This window comes from Roseospira marina, assembly GCF_014197855.1.
GTDB lineage: Bacteria > Pseudomonadota > Alphaproteobacteria > Rhodospirillales > Rhodospirillaceae > Rhodospira > Rhodospira marina.
In genome coordinates, this window is the sequence record NZ_JACIGJ010000007.1 from 239,291 (window position 1) to 264,436 (window position 25,146).

22 protein-coding genes are annotated in these 25,146 nt (G+C 69.3%); 15 read left to right on the forward strand and 7 right to left on the reverse strand.

Features of this window, described 5'->3' with window-relative positions:
* The first annotated feature begins 53 nt into the window (after positions 1 to 53).
* The 5 genes from GGD82_RS11605 (at position 54) to mdoH (ending at position 6,905) form a co-directional block, all read left to right on the forward strand.
* The gene (locus tag GGD82_RS11605; protein WP_150061819.1) at positions 54 to 1,808 is read left to right on the forward strand and encodes a phospholipase D family protein; all 1,755 of its coding nucleotides are present in this window, start codon (positions 54 to 56) and stop codon (positions 1,806 to 1,808) included.
* A 315-nt stretch (positions 1,809 to 2,123) separates the two neighbouring features.
* Positions 2,124 to 2,378, forward strand: a complete 255-nt coding sequence (locus GGD82_RS11610) for a hypothetical protein (RefSeq protein ID WP_150061820.1) — start codon at positions 2,124 to 2,126, stop codon at positions 2,376 to 2,378.
* Positions 2,379 to 2,581: 203 nt separating this feature from the next.
* Complete coding sequence (locus GGD82_RS11615; protein ID WP_246163782.1) at positions 2,582 to 4,180, forward strand: OpgD/OpgG family glucan biosynthesis protein; 1,599 nt, start codon at positions 2,582 to 2,584, stop codon at positions 4,178 to 4,180.
* A gap of 19 nt (positions 4,181 to 4,199) precedes the next feature.
* Positions 4,200 to 4,673, forward strand: a complete 474-nt coding sequence (locus tag GGD82_RS11620; protein ID WP_150061821.1) for a hypothetical protein — start codon at positions 4,200 to 4,202, stop codon at positions 4,671 to 4,673.
* Between the two features lie 150 nt (positions 4,674 to 4,823).
* Positions 4,824 to 6,905: a glucans biosynthesis glucosyltransferase MdoH gene (mdoH, locus tag GGD82_RS11625; RefSeq protein ID WP_150061822.1), complete on the forward strand. Its 2,082-nt coding sequence runs from the start codon at positions 4,824 to 4,826 to the stop codon at positions 6,903 to 6,905.
* 308 nt (positions 6,906 to 7,213) lie between these two features.
* On the opposite strand, the gene GGD82_RS11630 is transcribed toward mdoH, so the two are convergent.
* The 4 genes from GGD82_RS11630 to GGD82_RS11645 all read right to left on the reverse strand — a co-directional run bounded on the left by GGD82_RS11630 (position 7,214) and on the right by GGD82_RS11645 (position 10,171).
* Positions 7,214 to 7,690 (reverse strand): hypothetical protein, encoded by a 477-nt coding sequence (locus tag GGD82_RS11630; protein WP_150061823.1) that lies wholly within the window; start codon positions 7,688 to 7,690, stop codon positions 7,214 to 7,216.
* Positions 7,687 to 8,022, reverse strand: coding sequence for an ElaB/YgaM/YqjD family protein (locus tag GGD82_RS11635; protein ID WP_170284225.1), 336 nt, complete (start codon positions 8,020 to 8,022; stop codon positions 7,687 to 7,689). Before GGD82_RS11635 ends, GGD82_RS11630 begins: the two co-directional genes overlap by 4 nt.
* A gap of 225 nt (positions 8,023 to 8,247) precedes the next feature.
* On the reverse strand, positions 8,248 to 9,159 hold the full coding sequence (locus GGD82_RS11640; protein WP_150061825.1) for a PRC-barrel domain-containing protein: 912 nt from the start codon (positions 9,157 to 9,159) through the stop codon (positions 8,248 to 8,250).
* A gap of 265 nt (positions 9,160 to 9,424) precedes the next feature.
* Positions 9,425 to 10,171 (reverse strand): YqaA family protein, encoded by a 747-nt coding sequence (locus GGD82_RS11645; RefSeq protein ID WP_150061826.1) that lies wholly within the window; start codon positions 10,169 to 10,171, stop codon positions 9,425 to 9,427.
* A gap of 429 nt (positions 10,172 to 10,600) precedes the next feature.
* Between GGD82_RS11645 and GGD82_RS11650 the strand changes: the two genes are divergently transcribed.
* From GGD82_RS11650 to trpC, 10 genes are all read left to right on the forward strand, one after another.
* The gene (locus GGD82_RS11650) at positions 10,601 to 12,793 is read left to right on the forward strand and encodes a sensor histidine kinase (protein ID WP_170284226.1); all 2,193 of its coding nucleotides are present in this window, start codon (positions 10,601 to 10,603) and stop codon (positions 12,791 to 12,793) included.
* 233 nt (positions 12,794 to 13,026) lie between these two features.
* Positions 13,027 to 13,251 (forward strand): hypothetical protein, encoded by a 225-nt coding sequence (locus tag GGD82_RS11655; RefSeq protein WP_150061828.1) that lies wholly within the window; start codon positions 13,027 to 13,029, stop codon positions 13,249 to 13,251.
* Between the two features lie 68 nt (positions 13,252 to 13,319).
* Positions 13,320 to 13,913: a 16S rRNA (guanine(966)-N(2))-methyltransferase RsmD gene (gene rsmD / locus GGD82_RS11660; protein ID WP_150061829.1), complete on the forward strand. Its 594-nt coding sequence runs from the start codon at positions 13,320 to 13,322 to the stop codon at positions 13,911 to 13,913.
* A 113-nt stretch (positions 13,914 to 14,026) separates the two neighbouring features.
* Positions 14,027 to 15,784 carry a D-alanyl-D-alanine carboxypeptidase/D-alanyl-D-alanine endopeptidase gene (gene dacB / locus GGD82_RS11665; RefSeq protein WP_170284227.1) on the forward strand — a complete coding sequence of 586 codons (1,758 nt, stop codon included), beginning with the start codon at positions 14,027 to 14,029 and terminating at the stop codon, positions 15,782 to 15,784.
* Positions 15,785 to 16,098: 314 nt separating this feature from the next.
* A complete protein-coding gene (locus GGD82_RS11670) occupies positions 16,099 to 17,289 on the forward strand; it encodes an ABC transporter substrate-binding protein (protein ID WP_170284228.1) in 1,191 nt (396 codons plus the stop codon).
* Positions 17,290 to 17,313: 24 nt separating this feature from the next.
* Positions 17,314 to 17,985 carry a cob(I)yrinic acid a,c-diamide adenosyltransferase gene (gene cobO, locus GGD82_RS11675; protein ID WP_150061832.1) on the forward strand — a complete coding sequence of 224 codons (672 nt, stop codon included), beginning with the start codon at positions 17,314 to 17,316 and terminating at the stop codon, positions 17,983 to 17,985.
* A 164-nt stretch (positions 17,986 to 18,149) separates the two neighbouring features.
* A complete protein-coding gene (locus GGD82_RS11680) occupies positions 18,150 to 19,088 on the forward strand; it encodes a GGDEF domain-containing protein (RefSeq protein ID WP_184013273.1) in 939 nt (312 codons plus the stop codon).
* Positions 19,089 to 19,229: 141 nt separating this feature from the next.
* On the forward strand, positions 19,230 to 19,847 hold the full coding sequence (locus GGD82_RS11685) for an anthranilate synthase component II (RefSeq protein ID WP_150061834.1): 618 nt from the start codon (positions 19,230 to 19,232) through the stop codon (positions 19,845 to 19,847).
* Positions 19,847 to 20,896: an anthranilate phosphoribosyltransferase gene (gene trpD, locus GGD82_RS11690; protein WP_150061835.1), complete on the forward strand. Its 1,050-nt coding sequence runs from the start codon at positions 19,847 to 19,849 to the stop codon at positions 20,894 to 20,896. The genes GGD82_RS11685 and trpD overlap by 1 nt, the downstream gene beginning before the upstream one ends.
* On the forward strand, positions 20,893 to 21,708 hold the full coding sequence (trpC, locus tag GGD82_RS11695; RefSeq protein ID WP_150061836.1) for an indole-3-glycerol phosphate synthase TrpC: 816 nt from the start codon (positions 20,893 to 20,895) through the stop codon (positions 21,706 to 21,708). Before trpD ends, trpC begins: the two co-directional genes overlap by 4 nt.
* A gap of 31 nt (positions 21,709 to 21,739) precedes the next feature.
* Here trpC and GGD82_RS11700 read toward each other — a convergent pair whose 3' ends face one another.
* The 3 genes from GGD82_RS11700 to opgC all read right to left on the reverse strand — a co-directional run bounded on the left by GGD82_RS11700 (position 21,740) and on the right by opgC (position 25,037).
* Complete coding sequence (locus tag GGD82_RS11700) at positions 21,740 to 22,765, reverse strand: alpha/beta fold hydrolase (RefSeq protein WP_246163784.1); 1,026 nt, start codon at positions 22,763 to 22,765, stop codon at positions 21,740 to 21,742.
* Positions 22,766 to 22,812: 47 nt separating this feature from the next.
* Complete coding sequence (locus GGD82_RS11705) at positions 22,813 to 23,613, reverse strand: DsbA family protein (protein ID WP_150061837.1); 801 nt, start codon at positions 23,611 to 23,613, stop codon at positions 22,813 to 22,815.
* Between the two features lie 188 nt (positions 23,614 to 23,801).
* The gene (gene opgC, locus GGD82_RS11710; protein ID WP_150061838.1) at positions 23,802 to 25,037 is read right to left on the reverse strand and encodes an OpgC domain-containing protein; all 1,236 of its coding nucleotides are present in this window, start codon (positions 25,035 to 25,037) and stop codon (positions 23,802 to 23,804) included.
* Positions 25,038 to 25,146 lie beyond the last annotated feature (109 nt).

A 25,146-nucleotide genomic window follows, 5' to 3' on the forward strand; every position in this document is an offset into this window, starting at 1 on the left:
TTCCAAGGGAACGCCCCGACTCATTCTGAAGGCCCACTGTGAAAGGCTGTACGATGGCACCCACGGCCACCGGATCCGCTGCGCGTTCCGTCGACGATCGCCCCGCATCGGTCACACCGCTGTTCGAGGCGGCGGAGACCTATCGGTGCCTCGCCGACGCGGTGGCGGAGGCCCGCGAGACCGTTCATATGGCGTACTGGTCGGTACAACCGGATCTGTCCCTGGACGGGCATACCGTTCGGGATGAGCCCGGCCCGCCCGGCCGGCCCGATTCCAACCCGGTGTGCGGGGAGAGCGATGCCCCCGACCGGGATTGCCCCGCGTGGGCCGAACTGCTCGCCGACGCGGCGCGGCGCGGTGTGGTCGTGCGCATGATTCTGAGCGACTTCGACCCCATCCTGGTGCCGTCGGAGCACCGGCGGGCCTGGCACAGCTATCGGCGCTTTTGCGAGATTCGGGATGCCTTGCCGGCGGATCGGCGCGCCAACTTCCAGATCATGTGCTCGCGCCATTCGGCGGCGGTCGGGCCGGTGCCGCGCCTTCTGGGCCAGCCGCTGCTGCACGCGCGGTTGCGGCGTGCCGTAAAGGCTCTGGGGCCTGAAGAGGATCCGGAGCGGCCGGACCGGCTCGCCGACGCCGCCATGCTGTGGCCGCATCTGAAGCCCCCTCGCACGGCCGGGGGGCCGTCCCGGCCTCGATTTGCGTCCTTTCTGTCGGCCTATCCGGCGGTGCATCACGAAAAGAGTTGCATCATTGACGGTGCGGTCGGGTTCGTCGGGGGGCTGGACATCGACCGGGTGCGCTTCGATACGCGCCGGCACACATCGCTGCGACCCTGGCACGATGTGGCGGTTCGGCTCGAAGGCCCCATGGTGGCCGATTTGGCGGTGCATTTCGCCGAACGCTGGAGCAACGAGGTCGCGGCGTTCCGGCGGAGGCACGCTGAGGCGGCCGCGCACCGACCGGTTGGCGTGCTCCTGCCGGAGGCGGAGCCGCTGACGTCGGCGATCGACCCGCCGGCCGTGCCGGGACGGGCCGCGCAGGGCCGAATCGTGCGCACCGTGTCCGGCCATCGCCGCAGTCTGTTCGCCCTGGGGCCGAAACGCCGGGTGTCGGGAACCGCCGAGGCGGTCGAGACGATCATCCGCCAGGCCCGGGAGCACTTGTATATTGAGAACCAGTTCCTCCGCTCCGGCCGTGTGGCAGGCTGGCTCGCGGAACAGGGGCAACGCTGCCCCGATCTTCGCTTGATCGTGGTGCTGCCGCTGGCGCCGGAGCGACTCGGCGGCGGCTGGAACGCCGCCAACCGCCACGGCCAGTACCTCCAGCGGCAGGCGCTGCGGCGCCTGAGCGCGGCTTTCGGTCCCCGATTCGGTCTCTATACCCTATTGACCCGGCACGCCCCCCCGGATAACGACCATCCTCTGCGCGCGGATCTGGGGGCGGAGGACACGGCACGGGGCAGCGACGGCATCTATGTCCACGCCAAGGTCATGATTGCCGACGACCGCGTCGCCATGATCGGCTCGGCCAACCTGAACGGCCGCAGTCTGAGCGTGGACACCGAGACCAGCGTGGTCTGGACCGATCCCGAGGGTGTCGTGGATTTCCGTAAGGCCTTGTGGCGCCGTCATCTTGGCCGCTCCATCACAGGGTCTGCCGATCCGTTCGACCTCTGGCACGAACACGCCCGGGCCGACGCCCGCCGCGCGCCGGAGGCGCGCACCGGGTTCGTGGTGCCCATGAGTATCGAGCGCGCCACGGTGCACGCCCGCCGCTCGTGGCTGGTGCCGGACCGCATGGTCTGACGGCGCCCGCCCCGGCGCGCCCGCCGGATCGTCATCCCCCGGCGCGACCGCCGGATCGTCATCCTTTGTCCGGGTTTGTCACAGTTCGCCACAAGACTGCCTTATCCACCGATTAGACGAACGGTGTCGTTCCCCTGATGGGCGCCGGTTTGCGTCGGTCGGGGGTGGGACGTGCGCGGTCGGATCCCGTGGCGGTGCGCGTTTTGGTCCGGATGAGGGAACACGGGGGCCGGCGTCGGCGTTGTGTGTGCAGGTGTTGTATGGGCCTGTGCAGCAAACCCCGAGCTTTATACGGATGACGACAAGGAGGTTGATATGAAAGCGTTTCTGATCGGCGTGGGCGTTCTTTTGGCCATTGGTGCCGCGGTGTTGATCGGGTCCGAGGTGATCCCTTCGGACAGCGAGCAGGCCGGCAGCCACATCGAGAACGCCATTGAGGAAATGGGCGACGCCGTCGAGGACGCCGGCGACGCCGTGAATGACGCGCTGGGTGACGCCGCTGACTCTGTCGAGGACGCGGCCGACGATGCCGAGGACGCGGCGGACGATGCCGAGTCCAGCCTGAATTGATGGAGGTGGGCCGTTCGGTCGGCCGGCCCGGACGGTCTCCGGGTCGCGGCGGGAGCGGGCCCCATCCAAGTGCTGTTCGGCCACGTGCGTTTCGGCCCCATGCTCTCCGGTCTGTGGAGGGTCTGTGTGACATCCCGTGATGAGGCGTACTCGTTTTCTCCGCGACCCAACCCTTACACAAAACAAACAGAGACCGTCCGCACATGGCCCATATGTTCAAGACCCCAGGTCACCTAGCGCAGCCGAGCCGCCGGGCCATTCTCGCCGGTTTGGCCGGCGCGGCGGGTATGGCGGCCACCGGCCTGCCGCCGATTCGCGCCGTTCAGGCCCAAGAGGCCGAAAGCCTGTATTCCCGTCTGGTGACCAAGGCCGCCGGGCGCGCTGGCCGGGCGTATGAACCGCCGGCCGATACGCTGCCCGACAGCCTGCGCGGGCTGTCCTACGACGAGTACCGCCATATCCGGTTTCGCAAGGACATGGCGTTGTGGCAGGGCGAGGCGCCGTTCAGCGTACAACTCCTGCATCTGGGCGGCTATCTGCGGACCCCGGTCCGGGCCTACACGGTGGAGAACGGGCGCGAGACGCCGTTCAACTATCGTCCGAGCCTGTTCGACTTCAGCCAGGCCGACGTCGACCCGTCCGGGTTCGATGCTCTTGGGTTCTCGGGCCTGCGGGTGCACTACCCCCTGAACGATCCCGCCGTGATGGACGAGGTGATGGTGATCCAGGGGGCCAGCTACTTCCGCGCTCTGTGCGCGGGGGCGGTCTATGGCCTGTCCGCGCGGGGCGTGGCGGTCAACACCGCACATTCCGAGGGCGAGGAATTCCCGGCGTTCGTCGAGCTGTATGTCGTTCGGCCGACGCCCGGCGCCCAGTCCATCGTGATGTACGGCCTGCTCGACGGGCCGTCCCTGGCCGGCGCCTACCGGTTCGAGGTGACGCCCGGCACCACCACCCGGACCTCGGTCGGCGCGCGGCTGTTTGCCCGCCGTCCGGTGGCCCAGCTGGGCGTGGGGGCACTGACGAGCATGTTCGACTTCGGGCCCGCCGACCGGGTCGGCGTCGACGATTTCCGCCCGCGCGTGCACGACTCGCAGGGTCTGTGCATGCGAACCCAGAACGGGGAGCGCCTGTGGCGGCCGCTGTGCAATCCGGGTCAGGTGGAGATGAACGTCTTCAGCCAGGCCAATCCGGTCGGGTTCGGTCTGATGCAGCGGGTGCGTCAGTTTGATCGCTACCAGGACCTGGAGACGATGTATCACCGCCGCCCCAGCGCCTGGGTGACGCCCCGGGGCAACTGGGGCGAGGGCGAGGTCATCCTGGTCGAGATTCCGACACCCGACGAAACCAACGATAACATCGTCGCGTTCTGGAAGCCCGCCGTGCCGTTCGAGCCCGGCCTGCCGCTGGCGCTCGACTACGACATCGACTGGACCCTGGACGGCCCCGCGACCGAGGTTGCCTGGATTCTGGAAACCCGGGCCGGGCACTATGGCGTCCCTGGGGCCCCCTTGGACGACGGGATACGCCGGCGCGGCCGGAAATGGGTGATCGAATTCGTCGAGGGTCCGCTGCGCGGTCTGAACTCACCGGACGACGTGACGGTCGTCGCGTCCGCCGACGCTGGGCGAATCGACACGCGCGCGCACGTCATCAATCCCCAGACCGGCGGCCTGCGCGTCTACCTGGACACCGTGGCCGAGGGCGATGCGCCGATCAATCTGCGCTGTCATCTGGAGCGGGAGAACACCCCCGTTTCGGAAACCTGGACCATGCAATGGCGACCCCCCGCGGTCGCATAGACGGAAGGGCTCCCCCATCATGACACCGCTGCTTCCGCCCCGGATTCTTGAGCGTCTGCTGGTGAAACGCGCGCGGGCCTACCTGATCGAGGCGCATGGGATCGATGCCGAGTCGGCCGAGGCCCTGGCCGCGCAAGCGGTCCGGGATGTCGTGCAGGACTCGCTGCCGCGCCAGATGGATCAGGTCGCGCCGTCGGTCATCCGCATGGCGCGCACCCTGGTCATGGCGCCCGAGACCGGCGCCGTTGGCGTGGGGATTGCTGCGGCGCCCGCATGCGCCGGGACCGCCGCGTTTGCCGACATGATCCCGGCGGCCAACCGCCGCAGCATGCGGCGCCAGCCGCTCGATCCCTACAGCCTGACCGAACTGCGGATCCACGCCCGCCGTCGCGGGCGCCGGCTCGCGGGGCGGGTTCCGGCGCCGCGCTCGCTGGCCTTCGGCGGCGCGATTCTGGCGTTCTCCCTGCTGGCGATGCCGCGCATCGTCGTTTGAGGCGGGCGGATCCTGAGGCCGGCCGGCTGAGATCCCGACGCGTGGGTCGGGTCTCGGCCCCCTGCTGTCCCCTCCCGGTGCCGCGACGTGGCGGAGGCGACGAAACGGACGCGTCCGTTTCATGACCGATCAATATAAGGACCCTTCGTCATGGTGATGCGACGTCGCCTGTTTTTGCTGTGCGTGCTCGGGATCACGCTTCTGGCCACGCAGTCCTTCCTGAGAGTGGTCGCCTCGAATGGTCTGTCGCCGCTGGATGTGGCGCTGATCGTCGTGTTCCTGCCCCTGGCCGCCTGGCTGGCGCAGTCGTTCTGCACCCTGACCGCCGGCGCGCTGCTGCTGGCGTGGGGGCGGCTGCGGTACGGCAACACCATGAAGGTGGACGCGGAGGATCGCGCCGCCGGGCTGGACCCGTCGCTGCCCCGCGTCGCCCTCATCATGCCGATCTACAACGAGGACACCGCGCGCGTCTTCGCCGGGGTGGCCGCCATGCGCGACGATCTGGCGGCGGTCGGCGTGGGCGCGCGTTTCGACGTGTTCGTGATCTCGGACACCACGGATCCGGACGTCTGGCTGGCGGAAACGGTGGCGTGGCAGGCGGAGCGGGCGCGCGAGCCGGGCACCGGCCTACCCCAGGTGTTCTACCGCCGCCGGCTGGCCAACACGCGCCGCAAGACCGGCAACATCGAGGACTTCGTGGAGCGGTGGGGCGGCGCCTATGGCGCCATGGTCACGCTGGATGCGGACAGCATCCTCGACGGTCGCACCATCTGGCACATGACCCGGCGCCTCGATGCCCATCCGAAAACGGCCCTGATCCAGGCCGCGCCCAAGCTGGTGCGCGGCAAGACGCTGTTCGCCCGCATGCTGCAGTTCGCCGGCGATGTTTATGGCCCGCTGAGCGCGGCCGGCATCGCCTTCTGGGCCGGCGGCGAGGGCAACTACTGGGGCCACAACGCCATCATCCGGCTGAGCGCGTTCGCTGACTGCTGCGGTCTGCCCCGGCTGCCGGGGCGCGAGCCCCTGGGCGGCGAGATCCTGAGCCACGATTTCGTCGAGGCCGCCCTGCTGCGCCGCGCCGGGTGGCGCATCGAAATGGCCTGGGATCTCTCCGGCAGCTATGAGGAGCCGCCGCCGACCCTGTCCGACTTCGTGGTTCGGGACCGGCGCTGGTGCCAGGGCAACCTGCAGCACGGACGGATTCTGATGGCGCGGCGGCTGCATTGGGTGAGCCGTATCCATCTGCTGACCGGGATCATGGGCTACCTGACCTCGCCGCTGTGGCTGGTGTTCCTGATCCTCGCGGGCTTGCAGGCCTGGACGCTGTCGGTGGCCGAACCGGTGTACTTCCGCGACGGCACGCCCTGGGCGACCTGGCCGGTGTCGCGCGAGGACGAGGCCGCGCTGCTGCTGGCCGGCATGATGGGCCTGCTGTTCCTGCCTAAAGTGTGGGGGCTGCTTCTGGCCCTGGCCGACACCGAGAGCCGGACCGCGCGCGGCGGGGCCGGCCGGCTGGTGTCCGGCGTGCTGGTGGAGACCGTGCTGTCGGCGCTGATCGCGCCCATCATGATGGTGCGCCATTCCCGGTTCGTGGTCGCGATCCTGACCGGCTCCAAGGTCGACTGGTCCCCGCAGCGGCGCATTGCCGGCCGGCTGACCCTGGTCGAGGCGGTCAAGGGCAACCTCGACGTTCTGATCCTGGGACTGGCGGCGAGCGTGGCGGTGGTGATGTACGCGCCCGGCCTGGGCTGGTGGCTGGTGCCGGTGGTGGCGGGCCTGATCGGCGCGCCGCTGTTGAGCCTGAAGCTCGACGACGGCAGCAGCGACGACGCCGTGAATCGCTGGGCGCCGCTGGGGATCCCCGAGGATCAGGTGCCGCCGCCGGTGCTCGCCCGCCTGGATCCGCACGAGGCGCGGTTCGCGGGGGTGTTGGCGGAGGGTCCCGAGGCGCGCTTCGAGACCGTGCTGCGCGACCCGCGCGCCAACGCGCTGCACCGCGCCCTGATCGCCGAGGATGGCAGCGAGTCGACCCTGTCGGAGACTCTGGCGCTGCGGGCCGAGGTGACGGCCGTCCATCTGGGGCCGGAGCTGCTGACGCGGGACGAGCGCCGGGCGCTGCTGGAGCGCCCTGGGATCCTAGAGCAGGCGCACGATGCGCTCTGGGCCGGCAAGGCGCTGGAGAAGGCGGAAGCCGCCGGTCCGCCGCCCATGGCGGTGGCCGCGGCCGACTGACCGTCGCGGCCGAACCGTCGTGGATGCTGGGCGCGGGTCTACGCCGCGTCCCCAAAACGGCGTCCCCTGTGGCGGGGCCGGCATCGCCGTCCCTCTTGGATGTCGTCCGGCCGAAGGACCGCACGAGGCGAGGGGAGGGATCACGCCCCCGATCCCAGATGCGAAACCCAATCGCAGGCCCATCACCCAGACATACGAACGCCGCCCGTCTCGGATGGAGCACGGGCGGCGTGGCGTTTTGGGGACGGCGAGGGGAGGGACGGGGAGGGGAGGTCGGACCCGGGCGCGCCCTCGGCCGAGGAAGCGCCTCAGCCGAGGGCGTCGCGGACCGCGCGGCGCAGTTCCGGGCTGAGGCCCAGCACCAGCCCCGCGGCGAGCGCGGCAAGGCTAGCGGACTTCGGGTTGCGACGGATGGCGTCCATGGTCGTCTCCCCGGCGGCCAGGGCCATCTCCCGCGACAGCGTTCCGGACGCGCCGCCACCAGGCGCACGGGTCCCGCGCGCCGAACCGTGCGCCGCCGCCGGATCGGAGGACGCGCCGGTCCGCCGACGCGATCCGCCCAGGCTCAGCGCCACCAGACAGATCAGGGCGGCCACCAGCAGCAGGCCCACACCGGTCAGCACCGCGGCCCACGCTGGGTGCACAACCAGCGTCAAGGCCACGTAACCGCCCCACGTCAGCACACCCAGCCCCACCAGGGCGATCAGCAACGCGATCGCCCCCAGCAGGGTTCGGATTAGCGCGACGGCCAAGCTGTCGGCGATGCGTGGGACGGGACCGCTCACCGGCGACCGTCCAGCAGCCGACCGGCCAGCACACCGATGCCGAACGCGGCGATCACGCTGGTGAAGGGCTGGGATTCGATCTGGCGGCTGGCGTAGTCGGCGGCGCGGGCGCCCTGGGCGCTGGCCTGCTCGCCGTAGTGCCGCACGGTGTCACCGGCCTTTTCACTGTAGTCCCGGACGGTGTCATTGACGCGATCCTTGTAGGCGCGCGCGCTGCTGGTGGCCTGTTCGCGGCGCTCCTGAGCCAGGGTCCGGACGTCGGACATGATCTGCGTCATGTCGTTCCGAAGCTGGTCGAGGTCCTTGCGCAACTGGGCGTCGGTCTCAGCCATGGTGGTGTTCTCCTGCCTGTGGGTGACGAGTGGCGATGCGGGCCGCGCCGGATCGGGACCGACGTGCGGCCGGTCCAACGCGGTTCCCCTGTCCTTCCAACGCATGACGGATACGGGGGTTCCGGCGGGGGGGGTGGCGTGTCCATCGCGGGACAGCACGGAAGGGCCGCACGGGGCGGCCCTTCCTGCCGGATCCCGCCGGTCATGATGACCAGCGCGACGGTGTTACTCGCTGTAGGTCTGCATACTCTTCAGTTCGTCCTCGGTCTGCATCACCTGCACGGAGAGGTCATCCTCGCCGTCCGCCCCGGGCACGACCTTGATCTGGTCGAAGCCGAGCGCCACCGGCTTCTCACCGATGCCGAGGAAACCGCCGACGTCGACGACCACGTTGGTCACCTGACCGCTCTCGTCGATCAGCACATCGCCGATATCACCGATCCATTCCCCGTTCCGACTGTAGACCCGAGCGGCCCCCAGCGTTTCGGCGCTCAGGTTGCGGACCGCGGAGTCCGTCATGGCCGGCCGGTCCAGCGCGCCCATGCGCTCGTTCCCGGTGTCGTTGGCCGTACCCTCCGTGCCCATCATCTCGCTGGCGGTCATGCCATCGGACGTCTCGGCGGAGGTCCCGGCGTCGGACCGCTCATAGTCCTGGTCCTGGAGAACCGCGCGATCCCCCGTGTAGTAGACGAAGAAGTCGCCCTCGTCGTCGCTGTCCGGGATGAAGCGCAGCGTGTCCATATCCACGCGGATCAGCTTTTCATCCAACTCGAAGAACCCGCTGGCATCAACGACCAGACCGGACACCGTGCCGTCGCTGTCGATCAGCACATCGTCGACGTCACCGACGGCCTCCCAGGTCTCGGGCACGTCGGCCAGACCGGGCCCGACGGTTTCCTGACCGGTGGCGTCGCGGTCCGGGCCGGACTCTCCCTGATCCGTCGCGGTGTTGGTGTAGACGGCCATGCCGATCAGCGCGCTCGTCGGAATGCTCTGGCCGAGCGTGGCGGTGTGCTGCGTCGGGCTCTCGGCCGTGCCGGTGTCGCTGTGCGCGCCATCGTTCATGGATGCGGCGGTCGCAGTCAGCGGAAAGGCGGCGAACGTGACGATCGCGGTCGTCGCAAGCAGGCGTCTCATGGATAGTCTCCTCGCACTGTTTTCGCTAAGGTTTCACTGGGCCTCCGTCGGCCCCTGCCTAAACAACGCACGGCCCCGCCGCGCGTTTCCAAAAAAAGAAACGATCAGATTAAAAAAGAATGACGTGACGTTCACGTTTCAGAAGACTGCTCTCGCATGATGTCTGTGTTATATCGCGGCCATAATATTGCCATGCACAGACCACGGCATCGCCATGTCGGGCGTTCGTTTACGAATATCTTACGGGGGGTGGAGACGGCCCGATTCAGGGGGCCGTCCCGATCACCCGGGCGAGGAGCTGGGTCACCCCCCACAGCGCCACCAGGATCAGCGCGGCCAGGGCCATGGCCACGCCCCGGTGGCGGTCCCACAGCGCCAGCGCCTTCCGGCCGTACAGCCGCACCAGAAGAGCCAGGCCGTGGTAGCGCACACCGCGCGCCAGCGCCGACGCGACCAGGAACCAGAGGAACGGGTAGCCGGCCGCGCCCGCCGCCAGCATGGCCACCTGGAACGGGATCGGCAGAACCCCGACCGCGACGATGGCCCAGAACCCGTACGTGGAGAACACGTCGTGGAAGGTGGCGTAGGCCTCGGTCCAGCCGGCCCACTCCATCACTGACCGGCCCAGAGTCTCCAGCACGAGCTGCCCCACGCCGTACCCCACGGCGGCGCCGACCAGGCAGCCGGCCAGGGCCACCGTCGCGATGCGCCACGCCCGGGTCGGTCGGGCCATCATGTAGGGGATCAGGACCAATTCGATCGGGATCGGGACGATGATGGATTCCAGCAGGGATGCCGTGAACAGCAGCGCGTTGGCACGGCGACTGGTCTTGAGCCGGTCCAGCAGGGCGGCCGCCCGGGCGCGCCGACCCCGTTGTGGCGGGCGCTTTTCGGACGGCGCGTCGCCAGACGGGGTATGTTCCGACGGGGCGTGTTCGGACGGGGACTGAGGCCCGTCCGCCGTGCGTTCCGGCGTGCTCTCGGATGGCGTTCGCGCCGGCTTCTCCGCCATGGCAGCATCTCCAGAACCAGAAGGCGACCCGCCGACCGTGGCCAACGAGCGTCCGTTCGCGTGACCCGGTCGCGAGGGCGCGGCGGCGGCCCGACACCGACGCCACGTGCCCACACTATCGTTTGACGGGCGGCCCCCGTTCCCGGGTGCGTCCCAACCATTTTTCGTTGCGGGTAAAAATATGGCAACACAGTCTGGAGTTATGTCATGGTCCGTGTTGGCTCAAGGATCGCGTTGCGGCAGATGAACCCACGAATACACCTGTAGAAAAACACAAAAATCGAGTAGGCTTTTTTCGGAGCATACCTTGGGTTCACGTGGCGCGTTGGGCCCCGCCGTTCCGGACCCGCGACAAATACGGATCACAGCCCAGGGATGCTTGGCCAGACACGTTTGAACGGCGACGCTTGGCACTGTCGGAGCCATGCCATGACCAACGCACGCATCCTGGAGATGCTGTCGACACACGGTCGACTGGCCGAGACCAGGCCGGCGTTGCGCGAACTGCTGATCTTCCTGGTCTTTGGCGGACTCGGTACCGCCGCGGCCTACGTCACCGTCAACGTCCCGGACACCGAGATTTTCCTGTCCGGGCGGTATGCGTTCGGTCTCATGGGGATGGTGCTGGTGCGCCGCTGGTGGACGGCGTTTCTGCTGACCGCCCTGCTGGCGGCCGTCGGCGAACACGCCTTGCCGCTGGCCTTGGCCTGGACGCTCAACATGCTCATCAACGGGCCGTTGATGGTGCTCCTGCGGGTGGTGTACCGCCATCTTTTGGAGCGCTTGGAGAACACCCTGATCTTCGGGGTTCTCTGGATCGCCACCGTAATGCTGTACTACCAAATCGTCATGGTGGCCATCGGTGTCGTTGAGTCCGTGCGGTCGGGTGTTCCCCTGGAAGAGTCCGTCCAAACCTTTCTGCTGGCCCAGACCCTCCTGGTGGAGTCCGCGCTGGTGGCCGCGATCTCCGCCGCGGGACTGACCATGCTGCGGAGCTATGAACTCGTCGTCCGGGAGCGCCGCGAACTGGAGGTGACGCTGCGGTCTATCGGCGACGCGGTCATCGTCACGGATGCGGACGGCGTGGTTCGGCGCGTCAACACCGAGGCGGCGCGCCTGACCGGCTGGACGCCCGAGGAGGCGCGGGGCCGGCCGCTCGCGGAGGTGCTGCGCCTGGTCCACAGTCTGACGCGCGCGCCGGTCCACGCGCCGCTTCCCCAGGCCTTGGCGGAGGGTACGACGGTTGGCCTGGACCGGCACACCACGCTGATTGCCCGCGACGGCCGCGAATTTCACATCGCCGACAGCGCGGCGCCCATCCGGGACATGGGGGCCGACGGGGCATTCGGCCCGGCCCGCGGCGTGGTGATCGTGTTCCGCGACGTGAGCGAGGCCTACCGGATTCAGGCCGACCTCGAAGAGCAGAAGCGCAACTTCGACATGGCCGTGAAAGCCAGCGCCATTGGCGTCTGGGATTGGGACATCCGCGCCAACCGGATCATCCGGTCGGGGGACTATGCGCAAATGTTCGGCCTTGCCGAAGGCATAACGGAGGGGGGGCCTCTCACCGGCGACATCACGGATCGCATCCTCCCCGAGGATCTCGAGCCGATAGCCTCGAAAATCCAGAGTGTGCTGGACACGGGCGATGAATACGCCCACACGTTTCGGGTACGGGGTCCGGACGGAACGGTGCGCTGGCTGCGCAGCCTGGGCCGGGTGACCGCGCGGGATTCCCAGGGGCCGACCCACATATCCGGCACCACGCAGGACATTACCGACCTTCAGACCATGGTGATGGCGCTGCGGCGCTCCAACGCCGATCTGGAGCGGTTCGCCTATGTGGCGTCGCACGACTTGCAGGAGCCGATCCGGAATTTGGTGGCCTACTCCCAGCTCCTCGGGCGGCGGTACGGCGATCACTTGGATTCGGACGCACGGGAGTTCCTGGGGTTCATCATCGCCAGCGCCAAGCGTATGCGGTCCCTGGTCCTGGACCTGCTGGAATACTCGCGCGTGTCCAGCCGCGCCCATCCCTTCACGGCGGTGGACCTGAACGCCGTCGTGGCGGGGGCGCTCGGAAACCTGGATCAGGCCATCAAGGATGCCGGGGCGCGCATCACCGTCGGCGCCTGCCCCGTCGTGGTGGGCGACGAACCGCAGATCACGTCCCTGATCCAGAATATGGTCGCCAATGCCATCAAGTTCCGCCGCCCGGGTGTGGTGCCCACCGTCGACATCACGGTGCGGTCGGGGCCCGAGGCTTGGGAGCTGTCCGTCGCGGACAACGGGATCGGCTTCGATCCCCAGTTCAAGGACCACATCTTCGAGGCCTTCAAGCGGTTGCACGCCCTGGATGCGTTTCCCGGCACCGGGATCGGTCTGGCGGTCACCAAACGGATCGTCGAGCGCCACGGCGGCTCCATCACGGCCGACGGTACGCCGGGCGTCGGCAGCCGGTTCACCGTGCGCATCCCGAATACGCCGCCGGGCGTGCCGGACCCGACACCCGCTATGGCATCCGGCGTGGTGCCCGGGACGTCAACCGGACCGTCGCCCGAGATGGCAGGGGCCCAGCGTGCTGCACCCGGTGCTGCGCCGGAAAGCTCGTTTGGCGATTAGGCTCGTCTATGGGCCCGCGACACCCGCCCGCGACACCGGTATGCGTCGCCTGGACCTCATCTGGGGGGCGGCTTGATTTTGGCTGGCCCCACGGTGAGGGCAGACCGCAGACGCGGAGGATCGCGCCGTGCGCTCCGGCGGATGGGGCGCGCGACGGGGTATCGTAAAACCCCGTTTTCTCGCGCCACCGTGCGGAGGACCCGAACCCCTCCACGTCCCGCGTTCTGTCCACCATGAGCTATGACCTGCGCACGCGGCTCAACGTCATCCGTGGGGTCTCGGCGCCGGCCGCTTTGCTCGCCGTGCGGTTGGATCTGGTCAAGGGGATCATCGAGCGGCATGGTAGCGCGCTGGGCCTGACCAGCACGGTGGGCGTCGGGACGACGGTGACCCGGCTGTTTCCCGCCGACCGCGTGCTGGATCGGGGCGCTGCACCCGACTCCTCCACGGCCCCCTGAGGGTCCCCGCTGAGGGTCCCCTCCCCTGCTGGCGGGGTCCGGTCGTTCCCGGTTCAAGAGGTCTGTTCATGCGAATCGTCAGCGGGCATCTGCGCGGCCGCCGCCTTGATGCCCCGCCCGGCCATGCGGTCCGTCCCACGTCGGAGCGCGTCCGCGCGGCTCTGTTCGACGTTCTCACCCACCGGTTCCAGCGCGACGGCCGCTTCGCCCTGGCGGGGATCGGCGTGCTGGATGCCTTCGCCGGCACCGGCGCGCTGGGGTTCGAGGCGCTGTCGCGCGGCGCGGCGCAGGCGGTCTTCCTGGACCGCGACCCTGCGCTGGTCCGCGCCCTCGACCGGCGGGCGGCCGAGTGGGGGGTGGCCGACGTCGTACGGGCGCGGCGCGCCGACGCGACCCGGCCGCCGCCATGCCCAGCGGATATGGCGCCGTGCGGCCTGGTGTTTCTCGATCCGCCTTATGGCCAGGGGCTTGCCGGTCCGACCCTGGCGGCGCTGGACGCCGCCGGCTGGTTGGCGCCGAAGGTGCTGTGCGTCGTCGAGACAGGTCGGGACGAAGCCTTCGACGGTCCCGCCGGGTTCGAGGAGCACGACACCCGGATCCACGGCCGGGCCCGCCTGCGTTTTCTGGGCCGTGCGGGTCAGAATGGCGAAATCGTGGCATGATCTCTTGGAACCGCGCCCCGTTTCCGCCATATTGGATGCAAGGGCGTATCGAAATCGAGCGTCCCACGGCCGATGTTCGGCCGCCATGCCCTCGGAGACGCAGGAGAACACCCATGCCGGCCCCCTGGCCCCCCCAGGCGGCGTTGATTCGGGTTTGGCGACGCTCGATTCCGGGCGCCGCGCTCGCCCCGATCGTGGCGCTGACCGTGGCGCTGGCGGCCGGGGCCGCGGCGGCGCAGGTTGCCGATCCGCCGTTGCCGCCGCCAGCCAAGCCCAACGTGACGCATGTGGCGCTGACCGCCGCTGGCATTGAGAGCGGCGACACGAGCGGCACGGCCCGCGTTCTGGTGTCGGGCGCCATCACCGATGTCGCGCTGGCCATGCGTCCCGTGGCGGCGCTGCCGTTGCCGCCGGGCGCCAAGCCAGCGGTGCCGCGCGCGACCGAGGCCGACCTGATCGCCGCCGCCGGGTTCGATCCGGATGAGGTGGGGTATCTGGTCTATGACCTCGACACCGGGGAGTATCTGGCCGGGCACAACGCCACCCGGGCCAACTTCCTGCCCGCGTCCGTGATGAAGGTGCCGACCACCGTCGCCGCGCTGTCGGTGCTGGGGCCGGACCATGCCTTCCCGACGTTGGTTCGCTTCGATGGCGTCCAGCAGGGCGGAACCTGGCGCGGCACCCTGACCCTGGTCGGCGGTGGCGATCCGGTGCTCGATTCCGACGATTTGCGCGAGTTGGTCGCCACCCTGAAGGCGGCCGGGCTGGAGCGGCTCGACGGCGCCTTCGTGTACGATGATTCGGCCCTGATCGCGGCCACATCGCTGGAGCCGACGCAGCCGGCGGAGTTCAGCTACAATCCCGGTCTGTCGGCGCTGTCGCTCGATTTCAACCGCGTGCGGGTGCAGTGGGACGGCGACATCGTCCGGTTCGTCGAGACCCATGGGACGCCCCCGGTGGCGCCGATCCGGCTGGAGCGGGACTACAATCCGGCGGTGCGCTGGCCGGCCGGTGGGGCGATGTTGCGTCACACCTTCGCGCCGCCCGGCACGCGCGACGCGCAGGGCCCGGTGACCGAACGCTGGTCGATGGCCCCCTTGGCCCCGCCGCGGGGCGCCATGTGGCTGCCCGTGAAAGCGCCCGCGCCGTTCGTCGCGGCGGTGTTCCGGGCGTTGGCCGATGAGGCCGACATCGCCCTGCCCGAGCCCGCGCCGGCCCTGGCCCCGGCGCGGGGGCCCATCGTCGCCCAGCACCTCAGCCCCCGGCTCGACAGCATCGTGGCCGCCGGGCTGAAGCACAGCAACAACTTGGTGGCGGAGCTGCTTGGGCTCGCCACCACCCGTCATCTGGAGGGCCGGCCGCTCCCCATCGCGGACTCGGCGGCGCGCCTGGAAGGCTGGCTGGCCGAAACGTTCCCGTGGGTGGATTGGACGGGCTTCCACATGGCCAACCACTCCGGCCTGTCCCCGGACAGCCGCGCCAGCCCGGAACAGATCGTCTCCATCTTGCGCTATGCCGTGGATCAACATCCCCGCGCGGTCGATTATCTGGCGCTGATGCCGGCCCGGCACTTCCCGAAGGCGGAGGCACAGCCGGTGGCGTCGCGGGTCCGGGCCGGTGGGTTCGAGCCCGCCGTTTGGGCCAAGAGCGGAACCATGTACCATGGCCGCGGCCTGGCCGGTGTGGCGCGCGCGGCCAGCGGCAACCGGCTCGTGTTCGCCGTGTTCACCTCCGATCTGGAGGCTCGGGCCGCCTTCGACGGTGAATACCTGCACTATACGCGCGGGGCCGTGCGCGACGCCAAGCGGGAGCTTACGCGGGCCCGCGACCTGGAACACGCCCTGCTGCTGAAGTGGAGCCGGGAGCACTGAGGCCGTCGGTCCCTCCACCGGATGCGTTCGGTGCGGGGAACCCGCGGCCCGGCTCAGCCGTTGTGTCCGCGTGCGTTGCGTCCGCACGCGGCGGCTCCCGGCCCAACCCTCTCCGGTCACGGGCTGCGGTGTTCCCTCCGACCGCGGACAGGCGCCATCCCCACCGGCCTCCTTTTCGGGGGGCCTGATCTTGTTTTTCACGGCCTTCCGGGCGCGCGGCTGCGCTCGGCCGGCCATTCCGTTCCCGCGCGTTCGGCCCTAGGATGCCGGCGCCCGTGCCTGTCTGTGTGTCCGTCTCAAGGGGTCCTCACGCCATGCCGTGCTCCCGGCGTCTGCTCGTCCGTCTGTTCGTCCTGCTGACGATGGCCGGGGCCCTGCCGGTCCTGGCCCAAAGCGAGGCCAAAGCCCAGGGCCGGAGCGGCGAGGAAACCGTCCTGATCGGGGACCTGACCACGGTGGAGCGGATCGGCGAGCCCGCCCTGTCCTACCAGCGGGGGCGGGATCTGGCCGCCGACTACATCGCCATGGCCGGCGGTGTCATGGGCAACAAGCGCATTGAGATCGTCTCGATCGATCCCGGCGGCGATCCGTCCGCCGCCGCCCGCGCGGCCGAGGATCTGCGCAAACGGGGCGCCGTTCTGTTCCTCGGGGGGCTGCTGTCGGACACCACGCTGGCCGTGGCCCGCGCCGTCGGGGACATTCCGGTCCTGGCGGCCGACGCCCGCCTGCCGGCTGCGGTGGTTTCCGACGTTCCGAACCTGTATCAGATCGGCCCGTCGGCGGAGGTGCTGGGGCGCGTCCTGGCCGCGCAGGCGGCCGAGACGCCGGCGGTGCGGTGGGGCGTGGTGGCGCGCGACGACTATTTCGGTCGGGCGTTGGCGCACGCCTTCTGGAACGCGCTGCGGGCGCGCCGGCCGGAGATCGAACTGGCCGTGGAGAAATACGTCCCGACGCTGTCGGGCGATGTGGCCCCGGCCCTTGCGGCCGTCGCCAACAGCGAAGCCGAGGGGTTGCTGGTCGGTCTGCGGGACGGCGATCTGGTGGCGTTCGTGCGCTCGGCGCGTGGCACGGGCATTCTCGACCGTTTGACGGTGGCGGTGCCGCACATGGGCTCGCCGGAGATTCTGGGGGCGCTGGGCGCCGACCTGCCGGACGGCTGGCTGACCACCGGTTACGTCTGCTGCACGACCGGTGGGCAGCCGCACCGGGCCTTCGCCGAGGCCTATCAGAAGGCCGACCCGCAAGGGCGTACCCCGACGCTCGGGGCGCTGTACGGCTACGTCGCCATGACCACGGCCGCCACCGCCATCGACAGTGCGTGGTCCGAGAAGCCGGCGCGCATCGCCGAGGCTCTCGCGGACCTGACCCTCTCCACGCCGTTAGGGGAGATGCGGTTTGCCCCGGACACCCATCAGGCGAACCTGCCCCTGTGGTCGGGGCGAACGGGGGGCGGTCAGTTCCTGGACGCGCGCCCGGTCGACCCGCTAGGCTTGGGGCGACCCTGATCCCCACCACACCGGACCGCGCCCATGACCGAGGATGTTCCCGCCGCCCCCGCCGAGACCCCGGAGCCCGACGCGCCGGATACCGCGTCGCCGGAGGGCGAGGACGACGCGCGCCATAGCGCCAAGATGCGCAAGAAAAAGGCCGCGCGGGACCGCATGATGGCCGCCAAGAGCGGCGAGAAGGGCCTGCTCATCGTCCACACCGGCACCGGCAAGGGCAAAAGCTCGGCCGCCTTCGGGATGGTGCTGCGCTGCCTCGGCCACGGCATGCGGGTCGGCGTGGTGCAGTTCATCAAGGGCGCCATGGACACCGCCGAGCGGACCGTGCTGGAGACCTATCCCGATCTCGTGACCATCCGCGCCATGGGCGAGGGCTTCACCTGGGAAACCCAGGACCGCGCCCGTGACGTGGCGGCCGCCGAACGGGCCTGGGGACTGGCGGCGGAAATGCTGGCCGATCCGGCCTATGCCATGGTGGTGCTGGACGAGATCAACGTGGTCCTCCGCTATGGCTATCTGGAGATGGATCCGGTCCTGGACACCATCGCCGCTCGTCCGCCCTTGCAGCACGTTGTGATGACCGGCCGCCACGCGGGCGAACCGCTGATCGAGGCCGCCGACCTCGTCACCGAGATGAAGCTGATCAAGCACCCTTTTCGCAGCGGCGTGAAGGGGCAAAAGGGTGTGGAATTTTAACCGTCGCCGGGGCCGACGGCTGCCGCTTTTCAAACCGAAGCGATGGAATGCTAGACGAGATAGAATGCTAGACGAATAGACTCGGGGATGGCCGTGGGATTATGGCTGGGGGTGTGTCCGCCGGTCGCGTCTCATTGACCACGCGGTAGGGTGGGTTTTGTGACGTGATCTCCTCCACTGACGATATGACCGACAGCGTGATCACCCAGTTGGAACGGGGGATCGCGAACACGGTTGACATCGGCCCGTTGGTGCCCTGTCTGATCGTATTGGCTGGGCACGAGGCTGGGCGGCTTCATGTGCTCGATGGGGGCGAGACGCTGATCGGCCGGGCCGACGAGTGCGACATACGGTTTCTCGAATCGACGGTCAGCCGCCACCATGCCCGCTGCGTCCGCGCGCCGGACGGCGTGGAGATTTTCGATCTGCGCTCCTCCAACGGCCTGTTCGTCAACGGCCAGCGGGTCCGACGCCATGGTCTGTCCAACCAGGACGTGGTCGGGCTGGGTCTGAGTGTGGCGTTCAAGTTCGCCATGGTGACGGCGGCGGAAAAGCTCTCCTTCGATCGCCTGTTCGATAACGCGGTCCACGACGCGCTGACCAAGCTCTATAACATGCGCTATCTGATGGGGGTGCTGGAGCGGCGTCTGGCATGGGCGCGGCGGCGGCTCGACTCGGTCGCCCTTCTGATGGTGGACCTCGATCACTTCAAGAGCATCAACGACACCTTCGGACACCCCTTCGGCGATCTGGCGCTGTGCCATGTCGCCGCCGTGCTGCGCCAGGAATGCCGGGACAACGACACGCTCTGCCGGTACGGCGGCGAGGAGTTCATCATGCTGGTCTCCGATGTGCGCGGAGAGGAGGCGCTGCGCATCGCGGAGCGCGTGCGGCAGACCATCGCCGAGACGCCGCTGGTGAGCCAGGGCCGCACCGTGTCCCTGACCGCTTCGGTCGGGCTGGCGCGGGCCTCGGAGGTGGAGGGCGTGGCCGACCGCCTTCTGGCCCTGGCCGACGAGCGCCTGTACGCCGCCAAGCGTCAGGGGCGCAACCGGGTCTGTTGGGGGGCGGCCGACGCCCCGCAGCTGCTCGCGCCCTCGTAGCGCGTGCCCTACCCTCTTGCCCCGTCCCCGACGGGGCCCAAGACGGGGCCCAAGACGGGGGCCCAAGACCCTGGCCTTGACCCTGTCCCCGGCCCCTGCAATTCTTGCGCACTTCCGGCCGGCAGAGGGGCGTGCGCGGATATGCTGCTGCTTATCGATAACTACGACAGCTTCACATACAACCTGTGGCACTACCTGGGCGAGCTCGGGCCCGAGGTGCTGGTGCGGCGCAACGACGCCCTGACCGTCGATGAGGCGCTGGCGCTCGCGCCGGAGGCGATTGTCCTGTCGCCCGGCCCCTGCGATCCGGACCGGGCCGGCATCTGCCTGGACTTGATTCGCGCCGCCGCCGGCCGCGTGCCGGTGCTGGGCGTCTGCCTCGGCCACCAGTCCATCGGGCAGGCCATGGGCGGTCGGGTGCTGCGCGCGCCTGCCGTGATGCATGGCAAGGTCGATCAGATCCACCACACCGGGACCGGGCTGTTCGCGGGGCTGTCGAGCCCGATCACCGCGACCCGCTACCACTCGCTGATCGTGGAGCGCGACAGCCTGCCCGACACCCTGGAGGTCACGGCCTGGACCGAAGACGGGCTCATCATGGCGCTGTCGCACAAGACGCTGCCGCTGCACGGGGTCCAGTTCCATCCGGAAAGCATCGCGTCCGACGGCGGGCACCAGATGCTGCGGAACTTCCTGGAGATGGCGGGCATCGCCGACTTGCGTTCGCTCGACTCGGTTTTGGCCGGGAGGGCCGCCTGATGACCACCGATCCCCTTTCCTTCCGTGCGCTCCTGGCGGTGGTGGCCGAGGGCCGCTCGCTGGATGAGGAGCAGGCGACCCAGGTCTTCGACACCCTGATGGCGGGGGAGGCCACGCCGGCCCAGATGGGCGCCCTGTTGATGGGCCTGCGCGTGCGCGGTGAGACCGTGGCGGAAATCACCGGCGCGGCCCGCGCCATGCGGTCCAAGGCGACCCGGATCAGCGCGCCCGACGATGCCATCGACATCGTCGGCACCGGTGGCGACGCGGCCGGGACCTACAACGTGTCCACCGGCGCGGCGCTGGTGGTGGCGGCCTGCGGCGTGCCGGTCGCCAAGCACGGCAACCGCGCGGCGTCGTCCAAGTCCGGTTCGGCCGACGTGTTGGGGGCGTTGGGCGTGAATCTGGACGCGCCCATGTCGGTCATCGAGGCCGCCATCCGGGAGGCCGGCATCGGCTTCATGTTCGCCCAGCGTCACCATGGCGCCATGAAGCATGTGGCGCCGGTGCGGGTGGAGATGGGCACGCGCACGATCTTCAACCTGCTCGGCCCCCTGTCCAACCCGGCCGGCGCCCGCAAAGAACTGCTGGGCGTGTTCTCGAAGGCGTGGGTGGAGCCGCTGGCCCATGTGTTCGCCCGCCTGGGTGCGGATCGGGCCTGGGTCGTCCATGGCGCCGACGGCCTGGACGAGGTCACCACGACGGACGTGACCCATGTGGCGTCCTGGGACGGCCACACCGTCGAGACCTTCACCATCCAGCCGGAGGACGCCGGCCTGCCGCGCGCCCGGCCGGAGGATCTGAAGGGCGGCACCCCCGAGGAGAACGCCGCCGTGATCCACGCCATGCTGGACGGCGCGGCCGGTCCCTACCGGGACATCGTGGTGCTGAACGCCGCCGCCTCGCTGGTGGTCGCGGGCAAGGCCGCCGATCTGAAGGCCGGCGCGGCCCTGGCGGCGGAGGCCATCGACAGCGGTGCGGCCCGGCGGACGCTGGAGCAGTTGGTCGTCGTCACCCACCGGCCCGAACCCGAGGGGGTGGAGGCGTGAGCGACGTCCTGGAGCGCATCTGCGCCCGCACCCGCGACGATCTGGTCATCCGCAAGGCGGCGCGCTCCGGGGCCGATCTGGACGCCGCCGCGCGCGCCGCGTCGCCGGTGCGCGGGTTCGCGGACGCCCTGACCGCGCGGGCCGACGCTGGCTCGTTCGGCCTGATCTGCGAGATCAAGAAGGCCTCGCCCTCCGCCGGGCTGATCCGGCCGGATTTCGATCCGGCGGCGTTGGCCCGCGCCTACGAGGCCGGGGGGGCGGCCTGCCTGTCGGTGCTGACCGACGCACCGTTCTTCCAGGGCGATCCGGCCTATCTGCAGGCCGCGCGCGCCGCCTGTGCCCTGCCTGTGTTGCGCAAGGATTTCATGGTCGATCCCTGGATGGTGCCGGAGGCCCGCGCCATGGGCGCGGACGCCATCCTCATCATCATGGCTGCCGTGGACGACGCGCTGGCGGGAGACTTGGCCGCCGCCGCCGCCGACTGGGGCATGGATGCGCTGGTCGAGGTCCACAACGCGGAGGAGCTGGACCGGGCGCTTGCCCTGCCCTGCCCGTTGATCGGGGTCAACAACCGCAACCTCAAGACCCTGGTGACCGATCTGGCCACCACGGAGGCGTTGGCGAATCATGTGCCGGCGGACCGTCATCTGGTGTGCGAAAGCGGCCTGAAGACCCGCGCGGACCTGGACCGCATGGCCGCCGTGGGCGCCCGGCGCTTCCTGATCGGCGAGTCGTTCATGCGCCAGCCCGACGTCGCGGCGGCGGTGGGCGCGCTGCTGTCGCCGTCCCCCGCCAACGCGACCGGGGCCTGACGCCCCCCTCTCGGAACCCGGCGGATCGCCGTCAATACGCCGGATAGGCGGGGCGGGTGCGCGGGCTCCGGTCCAGTCGGCCCGCCAGCCACGCCCGCGCGCGGGCGTCCGCGCCGGAGGGCAGCGGTGCGCCCGGATCGCCGATCCACGCGATGATGTCTTCCAGTGGCACCACCCCGCCCAGGTCGCGCAACAGCATGTGCCACCCGTCCGGATACAGCGCGGCCCGGCGCGCCGGATCGTCCCCCGCGCCGACCATTACGGAGAGCGCGGTGCGGGTCGGCTCGGCCGGAATGATCTGATCGTTTAGGCCGGTCAGCACCAGGAACGGCGGCGGCACCCGCGCGGCGGCGTGCATCGCCGCGTCCATCAGGTCGACCAGCCCCTGGATGGTGTCGGCCCGCGTCTCCCGGATCATCAAGGGATCCTGGCCGAGCTGGCGCAGCATTTCGATGTTGTCCGATGGCCAGATGTCCAGGCCCTCGCCCGTGACGTGGAGGCCGGGCAGAAGCGCCGCCGTCACGTCGAGGGTGGCGCGGTACAGCCAGGGCATGGCATCGCGGCCCCATACCGCCGGCGCGCTCAGCACGAGGCCGTCCGCGTTCAGCGGCCGGGCCGGGTCCGCCGCCGCGACCATCGCCACGGCGCCGCCCATGCTCTCCCCCAGCACCAGGACGCGCCGGCCGGGCCGCGCGCGGCGGGCCAGCGCGACCAGCAGGCGCAGGTCCTGGGTCAGTCGGCCCAGGCCGGCCCACAGGCCGCGCCCAGCCCCCCGGCCGAAGCCGCGCTGGTCGATGGCCCAGACCTCCAGGCCCCGGTTGGCCAGGAACGGGCCGACCTCCTGAAAGGCGTTGGCGTAGTCGTTGAAACCGTGCAGGGCGAGCACGACGGCGGTGGGCTCGTCCACCCGGCACCAGCGGGTCAAGGGCAGCCGGGCCCCGTCGTCGGCGACCACGGCGTCCTCGTCCAGGCGCGGACCCGCCGCTGGCGTGACGTGCGGGCGTGCCGTCATCGGGCGGCGGGTCGCGCAGCCGGCCAGCAGCAGAACGGAGCCCACGCCGACTCGCGCGAGCCCGCGACGGCTCAGACCCGGTCCCCCCGCCCTCACCCGTCGGTGCGGGCCGCGGAGATCAGCTCCTTAAGGCGATCCAGCGAGACCGCGCCCGGCACGAGGTCGCCGCCGATCACGAAGGCCGGCGTGCCGGTGATGCCCAGCGCCCGGGCCAACGTTACGTTGCTCTGAAACCTCTGATCCAATTCCGGATCCGCCATGTCGGCGCGCAACTGCTCCACATCCAGGCCGACCTCGGCGGCAAGCTGCAGGACCGACGCCTCGCTCAGCCCACCGCGCAGGGCCATCAGCGCCTTGTGGAACGCCGGGTACTGGCCCTGGGCGCGGGAGGCCACGGCCGCGCGCGCGGCCATCACCGAGTCCGGCCCCAGGATCGGCAGTTCGCGGATCACCAGGCGCACATTGCCGTCCGTTTCCACGGCCGTCATCAGGTCCGGGAACACCCGCTTGCAATAGCCGCACTGATAATCGGAGAACTCGACGACGGTCACGTCGCCGTCCGGGTTGCCGAGCACGGCTCCGGGCTCGGCGGCGGTCAGGGCGTCCATGTGCTCCTGAATGGCGGCGCGCGCCTTGGCGGTCTCGTCCGCGCGCTGCCGGTCCTGAAGCGCCTCCAGCGCCATGGCGATGATCTCGGGATCATCAAGCAGCGTTTCGCGCACCAGATCCCGCACGGCCTGCTTCTGCGCCTCGGTCAGCGGCTCATCGGCCAGGGCCGGCGCGGTGGCGGCGGTCGAGCTCCAGGCCAGGCCCGCCAACAGGCCCACCAGGGCGAACGTGGCCACACCGTGCCGGATTCGGCGTGATCGCGCGTGTGTCGAACGCTGTGTCATCGGTCTTCGGGTCTCCCTGGACGGCCCGGGGCCAGCGGCGCGGCGGGCAATAGGTGGCGCGAGGCGCATGCCGTGAATAATGGGCGTTCGCGCCGGACGCAACAAGGGACCGGGCGGGACGGGACCGGGCGGGACGGGACCGGGCGGGACGGGATCGGGCGGCCTCATGACGAGCCGGACCGGGGGAGTCAGGCGCTGGACTGAGAGCCGATCGCTTGGCTGCGCTGGGTTTTGCGCACGTCCTGCTGTTGTACCCAGGCGTGACCGGCCGCGGCGAGGTAGAGCGGCAGAGGGCTCAAAACGACTACGATATTCTTGAGCGCGGGACTGAGGGTTTCCGCAAGACCGGACGTGTTCAGGGCGTACAGGAGCAGCATATGCATGCTGAATACATGAAGGGAGTGCTGCCCTAGGAAAACCAGAAAACGTCGCGTGAAGATCCACTCCACCAACATTGCGAGCGCGGCCACGGGACGATTCGTGCAGGTCTTGCCGGCCACCAGAAGCCACGTGATCAGAAACACATCAAGCATGAACGCAAAGAGGTAGATGCTCGTAAAATCGCGGCGGGATGTTTTCTCCAGGAACCACGCGGAGAACTCGGGCCCAAAGTACTGACCCCACACGAGCCGGTCGAGAATCCCCAGGAAGACGACCATACCAACACCGATCTTGAACACGGTGTACCACTGCGGATCCCGAAGGGTATCGAGGTTGAGGCGGCCCACCGTGTACAGATACCCGAAAAAAAGCCCCGAGAAGTACACGACCTGCCAACCCAGCAGATTGAAGAAGATGCCGAATGTTACGGCATGGCCGGGCGTGCTCAGCGCTTGTTCCGCCAACCCGATCACGTACCCCGCCACGCCAGTCTGCCCCAGGATCCACGTGCAGACCATGATCGCCAACACCGCCAGCCCTCTGCCGCGATGGATCATCCACAAGGCGAAGGGCGTCAGGACCATGAACCAGATATACATGGGCAGGATGCCCATGTTCGCGGTGCCGGAAACCAACAGCAAGGAACTGACCGTGGTTGTGAGCGGATCCGCGGCGACCGGTGCCAGATAGCGGCCGGCCGGCAGGGGGCCGACGACGGTCACGAACGCCAGCGTAGACGCCAGAAAAATCAGAATCAGCCCCGCCTGATGGGAGTATATCGTCGCGATCCGCTTGAAGACCGCCCGCACGCAGGTCGGAAACCCCCGGCGGAGCAAACGGCCCCCGTACACGAGCCCGACCACCACACCGGATATGAAAACAAACCCCTGAGCATCTTCCACCCACCCAAAACTGTGGTGGTTGAGCTTCCCGATCAGGGTGTCGAAGTCCATATCGGTGTGGACAATCATCATGAAGATGAGAAAGTAGCCGCGAAAGCCATCAAGAATTTCCAGACGCGACGATCCGCCTGTTTTGCGCATGAGATTAAGCCTCCCCCTGAGCAACCGGAAACATTGGTAACGTTTTGGACCGATGACATAGGTAACACTTTTTGCCTCTGATCACCGCCTGGACCCGGGTCTGGATCGC